Source organism: Pseudonocardia halophobica, from assembly GCF_050948485.1.
GTDB classification, from domain to species: Bacteria; Actinomycetota; Actinomycetes; order Mycobacteriales; family Pseudonocardiaceae; genus Pseudonocardia; species Pseudonocardia halophobica.
Map to the genome: position 1 here is coordinate 2,249,190 of NZ_CP192046.1, position 15,248 is coordinate 2,264,437.

The 15,248-nt window shown below is 74.5% G+C and carries 15 protein-coding genes; 12 read left to right on the top strand and 3 right to left on the bottom strand.

The annotated features are described in order from the left end of the window. Positions 1-111: 111 nt before the first annotated feature. Complete coding sequence (locus tag ACQP04_RS10765) at positions 112-1,167, top strand: PhoH family protein (RefSeq protein ID WP_433506908.1); 1,056 nt, start codon at positions 112-114, stop codon at positions 1,165-1,167. A 43-nt stretch (positions 1,168-1,210) separates the two neighbouring features. On the opposite strand, the gene ACQP04_RS10770 is transcribed toward ACQP04_RS10765, so the two are convergent. Then, positions 1,211-1,975 (bottom strand): IclR family transcriptional regulator, encoded by a 765-nt coding sequence (locus ACQP04_RS10770; protein ID WP_037043508.1) that lies wholly within the window; start codon positions 1,973-1,975, stop codon positions 1,211-1,213. Between the two features lie 92 nt (positions 1,976-2,067). On the opposite strand from ACQP04_RS10770, the gene dhaK reads away from it, so the two are divergent. From dhaK to era, 8 genes are all read left to right on the top strand, one after another. After that, complete coding sequence (gene dhaK / locus ACQP04_RS10775; protein WP_433506909.1) at positions 2,068-3,066, top strand: dihydroxyacetone kinase subunit DhaK; 999 nt, start codon at positions 2,068-2,070, stop codon at positions 3,064-3,066. Next, a complete protein-coding gene (dhaL, locus tag ACQP04_RS10780; protein ID WP_433506910.1) occupies positions 3,063-3,689 on the top strand; it encodes a dihydroxyacetone kinase subunit DhaL in 627 nt (208 codons plus the stop codon). Before dhaK ends, dhaL begins: the two co-directional genes overlap by 4 nt. A gap of 4 nt (positions 3,690-3,693) precedes the next feature. Next, complete coding sequence (gene ptsP, locus ACQP04_RS10785; RefSeq protein ID WP_433506911.1) at positions 3,694-6,300, top strand: phosphoenolpyruvate--protein phosphotransferase; 2,607 nt, start codon at positions 3,694-3,696, stop codon at positions 6,298-6,300. 109 nt (positions 6,301-6,409) lie between these two features. Beyond that, on the top strand, positions 6,410-6,967 hold the full coding sequence (gene ybeY, locus ACQP04_RS10790) for an rRNA maturation RNase YbeY (protein WP_433506912.1): 558 nt from the start codon (positions 6,410-6,412) through the stop codon (positions 6,965-6,967). A gap of 28 nt (positions 6,968-6,995) precedes the next feature. Beyond that, a complete protein-coding gene (locus ACQP04_RS10795; RefSeq protein ID WP_433506913.1) occupies positions 6,996-8,387 on the top strand; it encodes a hemolysin family protein in 1,392 nt (463 codons plus the stop codon). Further along, positions 8,374-8,730 carry a cytidine deaminase gene (locus ACQP04_RS10800; protein ID WP_433506914.1) on the top strand — a complete coding sequence of 119 codons (357 nt, stop codon included), beginning with the start codon at positions 8,374-8,376 and terminating at the stop codon, positions 8,728-8,730. The genes ACQP04_RS10795 and ACQP04_RS10800 overlap by 14 nt, the downstream gene beginning before the upstream one ends. Next, positions 8,727-9,959, top strand: a complete 1,233-nt coding sequence (lhgO, locus tag ACQP04_RS10805) for an L-2-hydroxyglutarate oxidase (protein WP_433506915.1) — start codon at positions 8,727-8,729, stop codon at positions 9,957-9,959. Before ACQP04_RS10800 ends, lhgO begins: the two co-directional genes overlap by 4 nt. Positions 9,960-10,002: 43 nt before the next feature. Further along, positions 10,003-10,929 carry a GTPase Era gene (gene era, locus ACQP04_RS10810; protein WP_433506916.1) on the top strand — a complete coding sequence of 309 codons (927 nt, stop codon included), beginning with the start codon at positions 10,003-10,005 and terminating at the stop codon, positions 10,927-10,929. Here era and ACQP04_RS10815 read toward each other — a convergent pair. Next, the gene (locus ACQP04_RS10815) at positions 10,905-11,414 is read right to left on the bottom strand and encodes a HugZ family protein (protein ID WP_433506917.1); all 510 of its coding nucleotides are present in this window, start codon (positions 11,412-11,414) and stop codon (positions 10,905-10,907) included. The genes era and ACQP04_RS10815 overlap by 25 nt on opposite strands. Positions 11,415-11,544: 130 nt before the next feature. Between ACQP04_RS10815 and ACQP04_RS10820 the strand changes: the two genes are divergently transcribed. From ACQP04_RS10820 to ACQP04_RS10830, 3 genes are all read left to right on the top strand, one after another. Beyond that, the gene (locus ACQP04_RS10820; protein ID WP_433506918.1) at positions 11,545-12,378 is read left to right on the top strand and encodes a class II glutamine amidotransferase; all 834 of its coding nucleotides are present in this window, start codon (positions 11,545-11,547) and stop codon (positions 12,376-12,378) included. Positions 12,379-12,737: 359 nt separating this feature from the next. Beyond that, positions 12,738-13,529: a DNA repair protein RecO gene (gene recO, locus ACQP04_RS10825; RefSeq protein ID WP_433506919.1), complete on the top strand. Its 792-nt coding sequence runs from the start codon at positions 12,738-12,740 to the stop codon at positions 13,527-13,529. 15 nt (positions 13,530-13,544) lie between these two features. Next, the gene (locus ACQP04_RS10830; RefSeq protein WP_433506920.1) at positions 13,545-14,207 is read left to right on the top strand and encodes a trimeric intracellular cation channel family protein; all 663 of its coding nucleotides are present in this window, start codon (positions 13,545-13,547) and stop codon (positions 14,205-14,207) included. 99 nt (positions 14,208-14,306) lie between these two features. Here ACQP04_RS10830 and ACQP04_RS10835 read toward each other — a convergent pair whose 3' ends face one another. Continuing rightward, a complete protein-coding gene (locus ACQP04_RS10835) occupies positions 14,307-15,224 on the bottom strand; it encodes a hypothetical protein (protein ID WP_433506921.1) in 918 nt (305 codons plus the stop codon). Between the last annotated feature and the right edge of the window lie 24 nt (positions 15,225-15,248).

Sequence of the window (15,248 nt, forward strand, 5' to 3'; positions counted from 1 at the left end):
CGAATGGCGGGGCGGAGTGTCGGTGCCCGGCGGTAACATCGAACCGCCGACATCGCAGGGCACCCCCGTCACGGGGACCACAGAGCAGCAGGAAGCAGGCGACAAGACCACGTGACGCAGCCGGACCCCGTCCAGTCCCGCATCGCAGTCCCGGACACCGCGCTGCTCGCGCTGCTCGGCTCGAGAGACGAGTCCCTGCGCACCGCCGAGGAGCTGTTGGCCGCGGACGTGCACGTCCGGGGCAACGAGCTGACCCTCTCGGGCGAGCCCGCCGACGTGGCGTTCGCCGAGCGTGTGTTCGCCGAGCTCATCACCCTCGCCGACCGGGGGCAGCAGGTCGGGTCGGACACCGTGCGCCGCACCGTCGAGATGCTCGGCGAGGCCGACCCCGCGGTCGCCGCCGTGCGCGGCGAGTCGCCCGCGGAGGTGCTGAGCCTCGACATCGTCTCCCGCCGGGGCAAGACCATCCGGCCGAAGACGCTGAACCAGAAGCGCTACGTCGACGCGATCGACGCGAACACCATCGTCTTCGGGATCGGTCCCGCCGGTACCGGCAAGACGTACCTGGCGATGGCCAAGGCCGTGCAGGCGCTGCAGGCCAAGCAGGTCAACCGGATCATCCTCACCCGGCCGGCCGTCGAGGCGGGGGAGCGGCTCGGCTACCTGCCGGGCACGCTCTACGAGAAGATCGACCCGTACCTGCGGCCGCTGTACGACGCGCTGCACGACATGGTCGACCCCGAGTCGATCCCGAAGCTCATCGCCGCCGGGACGATCGAGATCGCACCGCTGGCGTACATGCGCGGCCGTACGCTGAACGACGCGTTCATCATCCTCGACGAGGCGCAGAACACCACGCCCGAGCAGATGAAGATGTTCCTGACCCGGCTCGGCTTCGGCTCGAAGATCGTGGTCACGGGCGACGTCACGCAGATCGACCTGCCGGGGAGCACCCGGTCGGGGCTGCAGGTCGTCCAGGACATCCTGTTCGGGGTGGACGACGTGGCCTTCCCCGAGCTGACCAGCAGCGACGTCGTCCGGCACCGGTTGGTCAGCGACATCGTCGACGCCTACGCCCGCTTCGACGCCGACCAGGGCCGGGGGCAGCTGCGCAGCGCCGCCCCCCGCACCGGCCCGCCCCAGGACCGCCGCTCCCGCCGCCGCTGAGCAGCGCCCGCGGCCGCCGGATCCCCAGGGTCCGGGTCGCGGGTCAGGAGGCGGCCTCGTCCCGCCCCTCGGCGAGGGGCGGCCAGGAGGCGGCGCCGAGCTCGCGGGAGACCGCGCGGGCGGCGTGCCGCAGGGCGTCGGGGGCGCCGGGCGGCAGCGGCCACTCCCCGGCCGGCACCACGAGCCCGATCGCGCCCGCGATCACGCCGTCGGCCGCGGCGACCGGGGCGGCGAGCCCGCACTCGCCCAGCACGGCCTCCTCCACCTCGGTGGCGAGGCCGGTGCGGCGCACCGCGGCGAGCTGGGCCTCGAGCTCCCGTGGTTCGGTCACGGTCTCCCCGGTCATCCGGTGCGGCCGGTCCGCGGGCTCGCAGGCGCCGTAGGCCAGCAGCGCCTTGCCCACCGCGCAGGCGTGCGCCGGCACCACGATGCCGACCTCGGTCATCTGCCGGCTCCCGTCGGGCCGGGGTTCGTGGCCGACCACGATCGCGTCGCGCTGCAGGGCCACCGCCACCCGCACCGCGCACCCCGTGCGGCGCGCCAGGTCCTCCGCCCACGGCTGGGCGCGGGCGCGGAGCTCGAGGTTGTCGAGGTAGACGTTGCCCAGCCGGAGCGTGGCGGGACCGAGCCGGTAGAGGCCCGAGTCGCGCTCCTGCACCACCATGCCGTGCGCGAGCAGCGTCCGGACGAGCCCGTGCACCGTCGACGGTGCGAGCCCGCAGCCCGACGCGATCTCGCCGAGGCTCCGCCGCCGTGCGCCCTGCAGCACCGCCAGCACCCGCAGGGCCCGGTCCACGGACTGGATCACCGTTCGCTCCTTGTGTTCGTGGGCCAGGTCACAGTAGCGTCCGACAGGTCTTCGGCATAGCCGAACGGGCTTCGGGTGCGACGGAGGACCCCATGAAGAAGCTGATCAACGACCCGGCCGACGTCGTCGTCGAGGCGCTGCGCGGGATGGCCGCGGCGCATCCGGGCCTGCGAGTCGACCTCGAGAACCGGGTCGTCTTCCGCGGCGACGCCCCCGTCCGGGGGAAGGTCGGGCTGGTCTCGGGCGGCGGCTCGGGCCACGAGCCGATGCACGGTGGGTTCGTCGGCCGCGGGATGCTCGACGCCGCGTGCGCCGGCGAGGTCTTCACCTCGCCCGTGCCGGACCAGATGGTCGCCGCGACGGAGGGCGTCGACGGCGGCGCCGGCGTGCTGCACATCGTGAAGAACTACACGGGCGACGTCATGAACTTCGACATGGCGGCCGAGCTGACCAGCGCCAAGACGGGCGTCGAGGTCCAGGCCGTGGTGGTCGACGACGACGTGGCCGTCCAGGACAGCCTCTACACCGCCGGCCGCCGCGGCGTGGGCACCACCGTGCTGCTGGAGAAGATCGTCGGTGCCGCGGCCGAGCAGGGCCGCGACCTCGCCGAGGTCGCCGGTGTGGCGCGCAAGGTCAACGAGCGCGGCCGCAGCATGGGCATGGCGCTGACCTCCTGCACCGTGCCGGCGGCGGGCCGCCCGACCTTCGACCTCCCGGACGACGAGATGGAGATCGGCATCGGCATCCACGGCGAGCCCGGCCGTCGCCGGGTGCCGATCGCGCCCGCGAAGGACATCGCGGAGATGCTGGTCGAGCCGATCCTGGCCGACGCCGACTTCACCGCCGAGCCCGTGATCTGCTTCGTCAACGGCATGGGCGCGAGCCCGCTGCTGGAGCTGTACCTCATGTACGGCGAGGTCGCGGGCCTGCTCGAGAAGGCCGGGGTCCGGATCGCGCGGTCGCTGGTCGGCTCGTACATCACCAGCCTGGACATGGCCGGCTGCTCGGTCACCCTGCTGCGCGCGGACGACGACCTGCTCGGGCTCTGGGACGCCCCGGTCGACACCCCGGGACTGCGGTGGGGCGCATGACCACACAGCAGGAGCTGCTCGCCTGGGTCCGCGAGTTCGCCCGTCAGGTGACCGAGCACCGCGACGAGCTGACCGCGCTCGACTCGGCCATCGGCGACGCCGACCACGGCGCCAACATGGCCCGCGGGATGGGTGCGGCGGTCGAGGCCCTCGACGCGGACCCGCAGACGACCGCGGGCGGGGTGTTCAAGAAGGTCGGGATGACGCTGGTCAGCAAGGTCGGCGGCGCGAGCGGCCCGCTCTACGGGACGCTCTTCCTGCGCTTCGGCACGGCGGCGGGCGAGGTCACCGAGCTCGACCCGGCGGGCTTCGCCAAGGCGTTCCGCGCCGGGCTGGAGGGTGTCGTGGCGCGCGGCCGCCCCGAGGCCGGGGACAAGACGATGTACGACGCCCTGGCCCCGGCCCTCGACGCCCTCGACGAGTCCCTCGCCGGCGGCGCCTCCCTCGGCGACGCGCTGCGGGCCGCCTCGGCGGCCGCCGACGCGGGGCGCGACGCCACCATCCCGATGCTCGCCCGCAAGGGCCGGGCCAGCTACCTCGGCGAGCGCAGCGTGGGGCACCAGGACCCGGGGGCGACGTCGGTGGCCCTGCTCGTCGCCGCCGCGGCCGCGACGTTGGGGTGAGCGCGTGACCGAGGCGGCGGTCGGCCTGGTCGCCGTGTCGCACAGCCGTGCCCTCGGCGAGGCGGCCGTGGCGCTGGCCCGCGAGATGCTGCACGGGCCGGCGGGGGAGGCGGTCCGGATCGAGGTGGCGGCCGGGCTCGACGCCACCACCTTCGGCACGGACGCGACCGCGGTCGCCGAGGCGATCACCGCGGCCGACAGGGGCGCCGGGGTCGTGGTGCTGATGGACCTCGGCAGCGCGGTGCTGTCCGCGGAGCTGGCGCTGGAGCTGCTCGACGACCCGTCCGCCAGGGACCGGGTCCTGCTCTGCCCGGCGCCGCTGGTGGAGGGGCTGGTGGCAGCAGCCGTCGCGGCCGCGGGCGGGGCGGACCGGGCCGGTGTCGCGGCGGAGGCGGCATCGGGAGCGGACGCGAAGGCCGCGCAGCTGGGACCGGTCGCACCGGCGCCGGCCGTCGAGCCTGCCGTCGGCGAGGGGGGAGCGGAGGCGACCGGGACGTTCGTGGTGACGCCGCCGCACGGCCTGCACGCCCGCCCCGCGGCCCTGCTGGTCCAGGCCCTGCGCGGGCTGGACGCGCAGGTGGAGCTGCGCGATCCCCGCACCGGCCGCGGCCCGGTCCCCGCCGCGAGCCTCACCGGCGTGGCCTCGCTCGGCGCGGGTGCGGGAGCCGAGATCGAGGTGCGTGCCCGGGGGCCCGAGGCGCGCGAGGCCGTCGATGCCCTCCTCGCCCTCGCCGCCACGGGGTTCGGCGAGGCACCACCGACGGCCGCGCCGACCGCCGCGCCGACTCCGGCCACCACGTCAACCGCCGAAGCGGCCGCGGAACAGGCGACCGGGGGAGCGGCGTTCGGGCAGGAGCGCGGCCCGCTGCCCGCCTCACCCGGCATCGCGATCGGCCCGGCACGTCTGCACCGTGCCGTGGACCTGCGGGTTCCCGACGAGAAGGCGGAGGACCCCGCCGTCGAGCGGGAGCGCCTGCACCGCGCCCTGGACGTGGCACGCCGCACGATCACGACCGTCCGCGACGCCACGCCCGCCTCGGAGGCCGCGATCTTCGACGCCCACCTGACGATGCTCGACGACCCCGCGCTGGTCGACGCCGCGCGCGACGGGATCGCCGCCGGATCAGCGGCCCCCGCGGCCTGGGCCTCCGCGGTCGACGCCGCGGAGCGCACCCTCGCCGCACTGCCGGGCGAGTACCTCCGCGCCCGCGCCGCCGATGTCCGCGCCGTCGGCGACGAGGTGCTCCGCGCGCTGGTGACGAGCAGCTCGCGACTCGCGGTGCCGGACGTCCCGACTCGCGGAACGGACGCAACCCCGGCGCCGACCCCACTGGCACCGTCGGGTGCACCGACCGACCAGATCCACGGAGACCGACCCACCCCTCCCGCGGTCCTCGTCGCCGCGGACCTCACCCCGGCGGAGGCGGCGGTGCTGGACCCGGAGGCCGTGGTCGGGGTCGTCCTGGCCGGCGGCAGCGCCACCGGGCACGCCGCGATCCTGCTGCGGGCCCGCGGCATCCCGGCCGTCATGGGCGCTGGACCCGCGGTCCTGGACCTGGACCCCGGCACCCCGATCGCGCTCGACGGCACGGCCGGCCGGCTCGTCGTCGACCCGTCCGCCGAGGTCAGGGCCGTGTTCGGCGCGCGGCTCGCCCAGCGCGCCGAGCAGGAGGCCGCGGCCCGCGCCCGGGCGGGCGAGCCCGCCCGCACCCGCGACGGCACCGACGTCCTGGTCGGCGTGAACGTCGGCGCCGACGCCGCGAGCGCCGCGGGCACCGGCGCCGACCTCGCGGGCCTGGTCCGGACCGAGTTCCTCTTCCTCGACCGGGCCGCACCACCGGACGTCGACGAGCAGGAGGCGGCCTACCGGGCCGTCGCCGAGGCGCTGGGCGGCCGCCGGATCGTCCTGCGCACCCTCGACGTCGGCGGCGACAAACCCCTGCCCTACGTCCCGATGCCCGCCGAGGCCAACCCGTTCCTCGGGGTCCGCGGGCTGCGGCTGGCCCTGCGCCGCCCGGACCTGCTCGCCGACCAGCTGCGCGCGATCGTCCGCACCGCCCACGCGACGCCGGTGAGCGTGATGTTCCCCATGGTCACCGTCCCCGCCGAGCTGCACGCCGCGCGGGCCGCCCTCGACGAGACGATCGCCGCTGAGGGCCGGGGCCGGCCGCCGGGCCTCGAGGTCGGGATCATGGTGGAGGTCCCCGCCGTCGCGCTGACCGCCGCCGCCTTCGCCCCGGCGGTCGACTTCCTCAGCATCGGCACCAACGACCTCACCCAGTACACGCTCGCCGCCGAGCGCGGGTCGGCCGAGGTCGCGGCCCTCGCGGACCCGCTCTCGCCCGCGGTCCTGCGGCTGGTCGACGCCACCTGCCGGGGTGCGGGCACGGCGATGGTCGCGGTCTGCGGGGAGCTGGCCGCCGACCCGGTCGCCGCCCCGCTGCTCGTCGGGCTCGGGGTCCGGGAGCTCTCGGTCGCGCCGCCCGCGGTCGCGCTCGTCAAGCAGGCCGTCCGGGAGGCCGACGCCGGGGAGGTGGCCGCGCTCGCCGCCCGGGCCCTCGACGCGCCGGACCCCGCCGCCGTCCGCGCCCTGCTCACGGCCGCCGACTGACCGCCTCCTCCCACCACGGCCGACCGAACGGCCCCGACCGGGGTGCGGCTACCCTCGTCACCGGTCCCGTCCGCCGAGTTCGCCCGAGAAGGTTGGTCCGAGAACTGCCGTGAGCATCGAGGTCGTCAACGAGTCCGGCGTCGCCGTCGACGAGTCGCTCATCGTGTCCGTCGCCCGGTACGCGCTCGACGCCATGCGGGTCAGTCCGGCCGTCGAGCTGGCGATCACCGCGGTCACCCTCGACACCATGTCCGAGCTGCACGAGCGGTGGATGGACGAGCCCGGCCCCACGGACGTCATGTCCTTCCCGATGGACGAGCTGGTCGACGACACCCGCCGCCCCGACGCCCCCGAGATCGGCCCGGCGCTGCTCGGCGACATCGTGCTCTGCCCGGCGTTCGCCAAGGACCAGGCGGTCAAGGCCGGCCACGCGCTCTCCGACGAGCTGCACCTGCTGACCGTGCACGGCGTGCTGCACCTGCTGGGCTACGACCACGCCGAGCCGGACGAGGAGCGCGAGATGTTCGCGCTGCAGAACAAGCTGCTCCACGACTGGCGCACCCAGCGGGCGCAAGTCGCGGCCCGCGAGGCCCAGCGGCGCAGCGACTCGCGCGTGCTGGGCACCGTCGGGCTCGACGACCCGGCCGGCCCCGCCGAACCGCGCTGACCGCCCGGACACCGACCGCAGGAGACCGATGAACGCCGCTGGCCTGCTCGCCGTCGCGATCGTCCTGATCCCCTTCGCCGGGCTGTGCGCGGCGGCCGACGCCGCGCTCACGTCGATCTCCCGGGCGCGCGTGACGGACCTGGTGCGGGCGAACCGGCCCGGGTCGCGCGCGTTGTCGAAGGTCGTCGACGACCGCGCCCGGTACGTCAACCTGCTGATCCTGCTGCGGCTGATGGGCGAGACCGTCGCGACGGTGCTGCTCACGGTCGCGCTCGCGAGCTGGTTCGACCCGGCCTGGGTCGGCGTCCTGCTCGCCGCGGTGATCATGGTCGTGGTCAGCTACGTCCTGATCGGGGTGGGCCCGCGCACGCTCGGCCGCCAGCACCCGTACGCGCTGGGGCTGGCCGTCGCGGCGCCCGTGCGGATCATCGCGACCCTGCTCAGCCCCTTGACCAAGCTGCTGATCCTGGTCGGCAACGCGATCACCCCGGGCCGCGGCTTCCGCGAGGGCCCGTTCTCCTCCGAGGTCGAGCTGCGCGAGCTGGTGGACATGGCCAGCACCAGCGGCGTGGTCGAGGAGGGCGAGCGGAAGATGATCCACTCGGTCTTCGAGCTGGGCGACACGATCGTCCGGGACGTCATGCAGCCCCGGCCCGACGTGGTGTGGGCCGAGCAGGACACCGCGGTGCAGAAGGTGGTCCGGCTGGCGCTGAAGAGCGGCTACTCCCGGATCCCGGTGCTCGGCGAGGGGATCGACGACGTCATCGGCGTCGCGTACCTCAAGGACCTGGTCGGCGCGGGCTGGGACCGGCCCGACGCGCGGCTGGTCGAGGTCGTGCGGCCGCCGGTGTTCGTGCCCGACTCCAAGCGGATCGACGAGCTGCTCAAGGACATGCAGCGCACCCGCAACCACATGGCGATCGTGGTCGACGAGTACGGCGGCACCGCCGGCGTCGTCACGATCGAGGACATCCTCGAGGAGATCGTCGGCGACATCTCCGACGAGTACGACACCGACGAGGTGCCCGAGGTCCAGCGGCTCGACGGCGGCACCCTCCGGCTGGCCGCCCGGCTGCCCGTCGAGGACCTCAGCGAGCTGTTCGCCGGCGAGTTCAGCGGCACCGAGCGCGAGGAGCTGCTGCGCGAGGCCCTGGCGCAGGCGGACGTCGACACCGTGGGCGGGCTGCTCGCGCAGCGGCTCGGCAAGGTGCCGCTGCCCGGCGCCGAGGCCGAGGTCGAGGGCCTGCTGCACCTGCGCGGCGAGGGCGGCAAGGACGCCCGCGGCCGCGTCCGCATCACGTCGGTGCTGGTCACGCCGCTCGCCGTGCCCGAACCCGTCGACGCCGCCGAAGCCGGCGACCACAAGGAGGACGCCGCCGAGCAGGCCGACGTCCGGGAGGAGACCGATGTCCGGCAGTAACCCGCCCGAGCTCGACGCCGAGGACGCCAAGATCGTCACGCTGGCGCGGTCCTCGCGCGCCCGCACCGGCGCCGCCGAGGGCGCCGCGGTCCGCGACACGGACGGCCGCACCTACGCCGCCGCCTCCGTCGCGCTGCCGTCCCTGCGGCTCACGGCCCTGCAGGCGGCCGTGGCCGCCGCCGTGTCGAGCGGGGCGCCGGGGCTGGAGGCCGCGGCCGTCGTCACCGAGAGCGGCGAGGCGGACGAGGCCTCGGTCGCCGCGGTGCGCGACCTGACCGCGGCCGCGCCGGTGATCGTGGCCGACGCGTCCGGCACCGTCGTGAGCGTGCTGACGCCCGCATGAGCACCCCCCGGTACGACCTGGTCGTCGTCGGCGGCGGGATCGTCGGCCTCGCCACGGCGCACGCGGCGGTCCGCAGCGGGCTGAGCGTCGCCGTCGTCGAGCGGGAGCCTCGGCTGGCGAACCACCAGACCGGCAACAACTCCAACGTCATCCACTCCGGGCTCTACTACGCCCCGGGCGGGCTGAAGGCCCGGCTCGCGGTGGCGGGGTGCGCCGAGACCGTCGCCTTCTGCCGCGAGCACGACCTGCCCCACCAGGTGTGCGGGAAGCTCGTCGTGGCCACCGAGCCCGAGGAGCTGCCGCGGATGGCGGAGCTGGAACGGCGCGGGGCGGCCAACGGCGTCGAGACGCGGCGGCTCGACGCGGCGGGCATCCGCGAGCGGGAGCCGCACGTCCGCGGGCTCGAGGCGCTGTGGGTGCCCTCGACCGGCATCTGCGACTACCGGGCGATCGCCGAGAAGCTCGGCGAGCTGGTGGCCAAGGAGGGCGGCGAGATCCACCTCGGCCGCGCGGTCACCAGGATGGTGCGGCGGGAGACGTCCGCGCGGCCCGACGTCGTCGTCCGGACCGCGCAGGGCGACCTGCTGGGGGAGCGGGTCGTGGTCTGCGGCGGGCTGCGCTGCGACGAGCTCGCCCGCGCCGCCGGCGCCGATCCGGGCGTCCGGATCATCCCGTTCCGCGGGGAGTACTCGGGCTTCACCGACGACGCCGCGGAGCTGGTCAAGGGCCTGATCTACCCGGTGCCGGACCCGGCCTTCCCGTTCCTCGGGGTGCACGCCACCCGCGGGATCGACGGGCACGTCCACGCCGGGCCCAACGCCGTCCTCGCGCTGGCCCGCGAGGGCTACTCGTGGGGCACGGTCAAGCCGAAGGAGCTGCTGGGCTCGCTGGTCTATCCGGGGATGCTGCGGGTCGCGAAGCGGCACTGGCGCTACGGCCTGGGCGAGGTGCACCGGTCGCTGTCGAAGGCGGCGATGGTCACCCAGATCCAGCGGATGCTGCCCGAGGTCGAGGCGCGCCACCTCACACCCGCGGGCGCGGGGGTGCGGGCCCAGGCCGTGAAGCCCGACGGCACCCTGGTGGACGACTTCCTCCTCGTCGAGCAAGGCACGGGGGCGGGCTCGATCCTGCACGTGCTCAACGCGCCCTCCCCGGCGGCCACCGCCGCCCTGCCCATCGGCCGCGAGATCCTCGAGCGGCTCACCGGCGACAACCCGGGTCCCCTGTGAGCGGCGACCGTCGCCGTTCACGGTCCGAGCGAAGCGAGGCATCATGACCGCATTCGGGTCCTGGCCGGAGGACTTCCGGTCCGGCTTCGCGTGCTTCGTGGGCCGCCCCAACGCGGGCAAGTCCACGCTGACCAACGCGCTGACGGGTGCGAAGATCGCGATCACGTCGTCGCGTCCGCAGACCACGCGGCACGCGATCCGCGGCATCGTGCACCGGCCCGACGCGCAGCTCGTCGTGGTCGACACCCCCGGCCTGCACAAGCCGCGGACCCTGCTCGGCTCCCGGCTCAACGACGTCGTGCGGGAGACGTGGGCCGAGGTCGACGTCGTCGGGTTCTGCGTGCCCGCGGACCAGCCCGTGGGCCGGGGCGACGAGTTCATCGCCAACGAGCTCAAGTCCGTCGCGGGCCGCACGCCGGTCGTCGGCGTCGTCACGAAGACGGACAAGGCACAGCCCGGGCAGATCGCCGAGCGGCTCACCCAGCTGACCGAGCTGATGGAGTTCGCCGACGTGGTGCCCTGCTCGGCGAAGAGCGGCTACCAGGTGCAGCTGCTCGCGGACCTGCTGGTCGGGAAGCTGCCGGAGGGCCCGCCGCTGTACCCGGACGGCGAGCTGACGGACGAGCCGGAGGAGACCCTCGTCGCCGAGCTGGTCCGCGAGGCCGCCCTGGAGGGGGTCCGCGACGAGCTGCCGCACTCGATCGCCGTCGTCGTCGAGGAGATGATCGAGCGCGAGGACCGGCCCGCCGACGACCCGATGCTCGACGTGCACGCCACGATCTTCGTGGAGCGCCAGAGCCAGAAGGGCATCGTGATCGGCCGCGGCGGCGAGCGGCTGCGGCACGTCGGCACGGCCGCCCGGAAGCAGATCGAGGCGCTGCTCGGCACCAAGATCTACCTCGACCTGCACGTCACCGTCGCGAAGGACTGGCAGCGCGACCCGCGTCAGCTGCGCAAGCTCGGCTTCTGACCCGGTTCGAGCCCATCCGGTTCCAGCCACGCCATCCGGCCGAACCCGGCCACGTAGCGGATCGTGCGGACCTCGAGCCGGTAGAGCTGGAAGTCGGCGAAGTCGACGTACCCGGCGTCGGGGAAGGCGCGGCGGTAGGCGGCGAGGCCGCGGGTGCGCTCGTCGCCGTGCAGCACCCACACCCGGCCGACGAGGGTGATCCGCTGCGCGGCCAGGGGGTCTGCGTCGGTCGAGACCGGCTCCGCCACCAGCAGCGACGCACGCGGGTCGGCCGCCAGGTTCCGGCTGTGCTCGGCGAGGTCGGACAGGCACAGCAGCGGTGACCCGTCGTCGTCGAGCGCGTAGGCGACCACCGACCCGAACGGGAAGCCCGCGGCCGCAGCGCCGGCCGACGTGCTCGTCGGGCCCGGGGCGGACCCGAGCGTCGCCAGCGTCCCCGACCGTTGCCCGGACAGCAGCGCCCGGACCTCCTCCAGCTCGCCCACCCGTCACCTCCCTACGAACTGAGGTGACCCTTACTTCTGCGCCGGCGGCTGTCAAGGTCGTCCCGCCGGGGTGAGGTCCCGGGCGCACCGGGTACGTCAACGTGACGCGGACGCGACCAGGGAGGCCCCGATGTGCCGGTGGCTGGGCTACTACGGCAACCCCATCGAGCCGAAGGAACTGATCTACGACACCCGGCACTCGCTCATCGAGCAGAGCCGGCGCGCCGCCCCGGACAGCGCGATCGCGAACGGCGACGGCTTCGGGCTGGGCTGGTACGGGAAGGGACCGGACGCCGCGCTGTACCGCAGCGAGTCGCCGGCCTGGGGCGACCGGAACCTGCGCGAGATCGCGGGCGTCGTGCAGTCCGGGCTGTTCCTCGCGCACGTCCGCGCGGCCACCGGCACGCCCGTGCAGCAGACGAACTGCCATCCCTTCCGGTACCGCAACTGGATCTTCGTCCACAACGGCTTCGTCGACCGGTGGGCCCGGCTGCGCCGGGACCTGCTCTTCGCCGTCCGGCCCGATCTCTTCGACAACGTCCAGGGCAGCACGGACTCGGAGGTCCTCTTCCACCTCGCGCTCACGTTCGGGCTGGAGGAGGAGCCGCTGCCCGCGCTCGAGCGGATGGCCGGCTACGTCGAGGCCGCCGGCCGCGCCGCCGGCTCCGAGCACCCGCTGCAGATGACGGTCGGGGTCGCCGACGGCGAGCGGCTCTACGCCGTCCGGTACGCCAGCGGCCCCGTCGTCAACACCCTGTACGTGAGCAGCGAGGTCGACGCGCTCCGCCGGCTCTACCCCGAGGACGAGCGCTGGCAGCACTTCTCCGAGGACTCCCGGGCGGTCGTCTCCGAGCCGCTGACCGACCTGCCCGGCCTGTGGCACGAGGTGCCGCCGTCGACGGCGCTCGTGCTGCAGAAGGGGCCGGACGTCGAGCAGCCCTTCCGGCCGCAACCCCCGTCGTAGGGGATCGGGGCAGGGGTCGGAACCGCGAAGTCCTCACGGCTGGTCCACTCGTCGAACACCACGACGCTGCCGTCCTCCGCCTCGGCGAACACGTGGTGCCGGCAGCCCTTGGACCTCCCGTCCTCGACGATCCGCTGCATCGTGGCGTCCTGGGTGCGGTTGGCCTCGCGGAGCCCGTCGGCGGTCACGCCGTCAGGGTGGTGACGACGATGACGGCCATGGGTTCCCCTCGTCCGGCCGCGTCGGGCCGTGCCGCTCGCCCGGACCGCCCACCGGGCACTCGATGATCCTCGTGCGGCGCAGGAGGTCGATCGGCCGGTCGCGGCGTGGGTGCGCGGCGGAGGTCGTAGGCTTCCCCGGTGAGCACCCTGTACCGCGACACCGGTGTGGTGCTGCGCGTGCAGAAGCTGGGCGAGGCGGACCGGATCGTCACGCTGCTGACCCGGCGCTACGGCAAGATCCGGGCGGTCGCGAAGGGCGTGCGCCGCACCCGGTCGCGGTGGGGCGCGCGGCTCGAGCCGTTCAACCACGTCGACGTGCAGTGCTACACCGGCCGCAGCCTCGACGTGATCACCCAGTGCCAGACGCTCGACGCCTTCGGCACCGGCGTCGTCTCCGACTACTCCCGCTACACCGCGGGCTGCGCGATGCTCGAGACGGCCGACCGGCTCGTGTCCGAGGAGGGCAGTGGGCACAGTGGCGAGACCCTGCGGGTCTACCTGCTGCTCGTGGGGGCGATCCGGGCCCTGGCCGGGCGCGAGCGGGACGCCTCGCTGATCCTCGACGCCTTCCTGCTCCGCGCGATGAGCCACGCCGGCTGGGCGCCGGCGATCACCGAGTGCGCCAAGTGCGCCTCGCCGGGGCCGCACCGGGCGTTCAGCGTCGCGGGCGGCGGCGCGGTGTGCGAGGTGTGCCGCCCGCCCGGCTCGGTCCTCCCCGGCCCGGCCGTGTTCGACCTGCTCGACGCCCTGCTGCACGGCGACTGGGAGATCGCCGACGCCGCCGAGCCGCCCACCCGTCGCGACACCTCCGGCCTGGTCGCCGCGCACCTGCAGTGGCACCTCGAACGCCAGCTCCGCTCCCTGCCCTTCGTCGAGCGCCGCGGCGACCCCACCGCCGCCGCCGCGCCGGGGGCGACCCCGATCGCCTGAGCCTCGAGACCGCCCATGCCGACGCGCCCGCGCCGCCTCCAGCCCCGCCTCGGTGGCCGCCTCCGCCCCGCTCACCTGCTCCGCACGGTCGACCTGGCCGGGACCGCGCTGTTCGCGCTGCAGGGCGGGCTCACCGCCGCCGCGGTGGGGCTCGACGTCTTCGGCGTCCTCGTCATCGCCTTCGTGACGGCGGTGGGCGGCGGGATCATCCGTGACCTGCTGCTCGGCGACACCCCGCCTGCGGTGTTCTGCGACCTCGCCTACCCGATCACGGCGTTCGCCGGCGGGGCCGTGGTCGTGCTGCTCTACACCACGGTGCGGGACGTCCCGCGCGACGTCCTGATCCCGCTCGACGCGGCCGCGCTCGCGTTGTTCGCGGTGGTCGGGGCGGCGAAGGCGATCGACCACCGGATGTCGCCGCTGCTCGCGGCGCTGCTCGGGACGGTGTCCGGGGTCGGCGGCGGCGTGATCCGGGACGTCCTGCTGGGCGGCGTGCCGCTGGTCCTGCGCTCGGACGTCTACGCGGTCGCCGCGCTGGCCGGTGCCGGCGTGACCGCGGTGGGGCTGCGCTACCGGGCCCCGCGGGTGCTGGTGCTGGCCCTCGGCGCCGTCGTCACGGTCGTGCTGCGGCTGGTCGCGGTGTGGCAGGGGTGGAACCTGCCGCGCGTGGCCGGCTGACCGCGTCGCGGGGCGCATTATGGTTCCATAGCGCGACTTCCGGGCCAGATTCTGCGCATTATGGTTCCCTCACGCGGAGTTCCGGCCCGATTTCGCGCGTTATGGTTCCATGACGCGTTCCGGGGGCGAGGGGGCGACGGGTGCGGGGGTGCGTGTGGCGCCGATCGGGCCCGCGCGCCGGACCGCCTCGGCCGCGTCGAGCGCCGCCCGCTCCGCCTCCCGGTGCGCGGCCTCGGTCACCGCGTGACGCTGCTCCGGGTCGGCGTCGAACCGCCCCGCGATCGCCTCCTGGACCACGATCTTGGCCCGGACGACCGGCACCCGGTACTTCTTCTCGCGGCGCACCGCGCGCTCCATCTTCTTCGGCCGCGACAGGTACCGCCAGCGCGCCCAGGGCGAGCCCGGCCGGGCCAGCCGGATGGCGGTGAAGAGCAGCAGCGGCGTGAGGAACAGCCCGAGCAGACCCGTCCACAGCTTGCCCTTGGCCAGGGTGATCACCACCAGGACCAGCTGCAGCGCGAAGAAGACCAGCGTGAGGACGACCTCGACGGCGTCGGTCGAGGTCACTCCGACGAGGTCGTCGTCGAACCCGAGGGGGTGCAGCCCGCACAGGAACAGCCCGGTGATCGTGACGGCGACGAACACGGCGTCGATCGAGCTGCGGCCCTGGGTGCTCCAGTAGACGTCGGACAGGTGCAGGATCAGCGCGAACTCGTCGAGCACCAGCGCCGAGCCGATCCCGAACAGGCTCGCCAGGATGACGTTCGGGACGGGCGTGCTCACCTCGGCCAGCGCGATCAGGCCGAAGCCCGCGACCAGCATCATGACCATCCCGAACATCACGTGGTGGATGTGCAGCCCGCCCGGCGTCACGTTGCCGGGCCACCACGACACCTGGGCACGGATCATCCGCACGCTGAACCGGATGAACAGGAACGCGACGAGGAACGCGCAGAGGAAGCAGAACAAGGGCAGGCGCCCGGTCGTGACGATCGTGTCCGTGAACCAGGCCACCATGTGCAGTGCCTACTCCAGACCGGG

What these genes read in the sequence shown, in the direction of transcription:
- dhaK (WP_433506909.1), top strand. Translation starts at nt 2,068, where the DNA reads ATGAAGAAGCTGATCAACGACCCGGCCGACGTCGTCGTCGAGGCGCTG.
- dhaL (WP_433506910.1), top strand. Translation starts at nt 3,063, where the DNA reads ATGACCACACAGCAGGAGCTGCTCGCCTGGGTCCGCGAGTTCGCCCGT.
- ACQP04_RS10795 (WP_433506913.1), top strand. Translation starts at nt 6,996, where the DNA reads ATGAACGCCGCTGGCCTGCTCGCCGTCGCGATCGTCCTGATCCCCTTC.
- ACQP04_RS10800 (WP_433506914.1), top strand. Translation starts at nt 8,374, where the DNA reads ATGTCCGGCAGTAACCCGCCCGAGCTCGACGCCGAGGACGCCAAGATC.
- lhgO (WP_433506915.1), top strand. Translation starts at nt 8,727, where the DNA reads ATGAGCACCCCCCGGTACGACCTGGTCGTCGTCGGCGGCGGGATCGTC.
- era (WP_433506916.1), top strand. Translation starts at nt 10,003, where the DNA reads ATGACCGCATTCGGGTCCTGGCCGGAGGACTTCCGGTCCGGCTTCGCG.
- ACQP04_RS10820 (WP_433506918.1), top strand. Translation starts at nt 11,545, where the DNA reads ATGTGCCGGTGGCTGGGCTACTACGGCAACCCCATCGAGCCGAAGGAA.
- ACQP04_RS10830 (WP_433506920.1), top strand. Translation starts at nt 13,545, where the DNA reads ATGCCGACGCGCCCGCGCCGCCTCCAGCCCCGCCTCGGTGGCCGCCTC.
- ACQP04_RS10835 (WP_433506921.1), bottom strand. Translation starts at nt 15,224, where the DNA reads ATGGTGGCCTGGTTCACGGACACGATCGTCACGACCGGGCGCCTGCCC.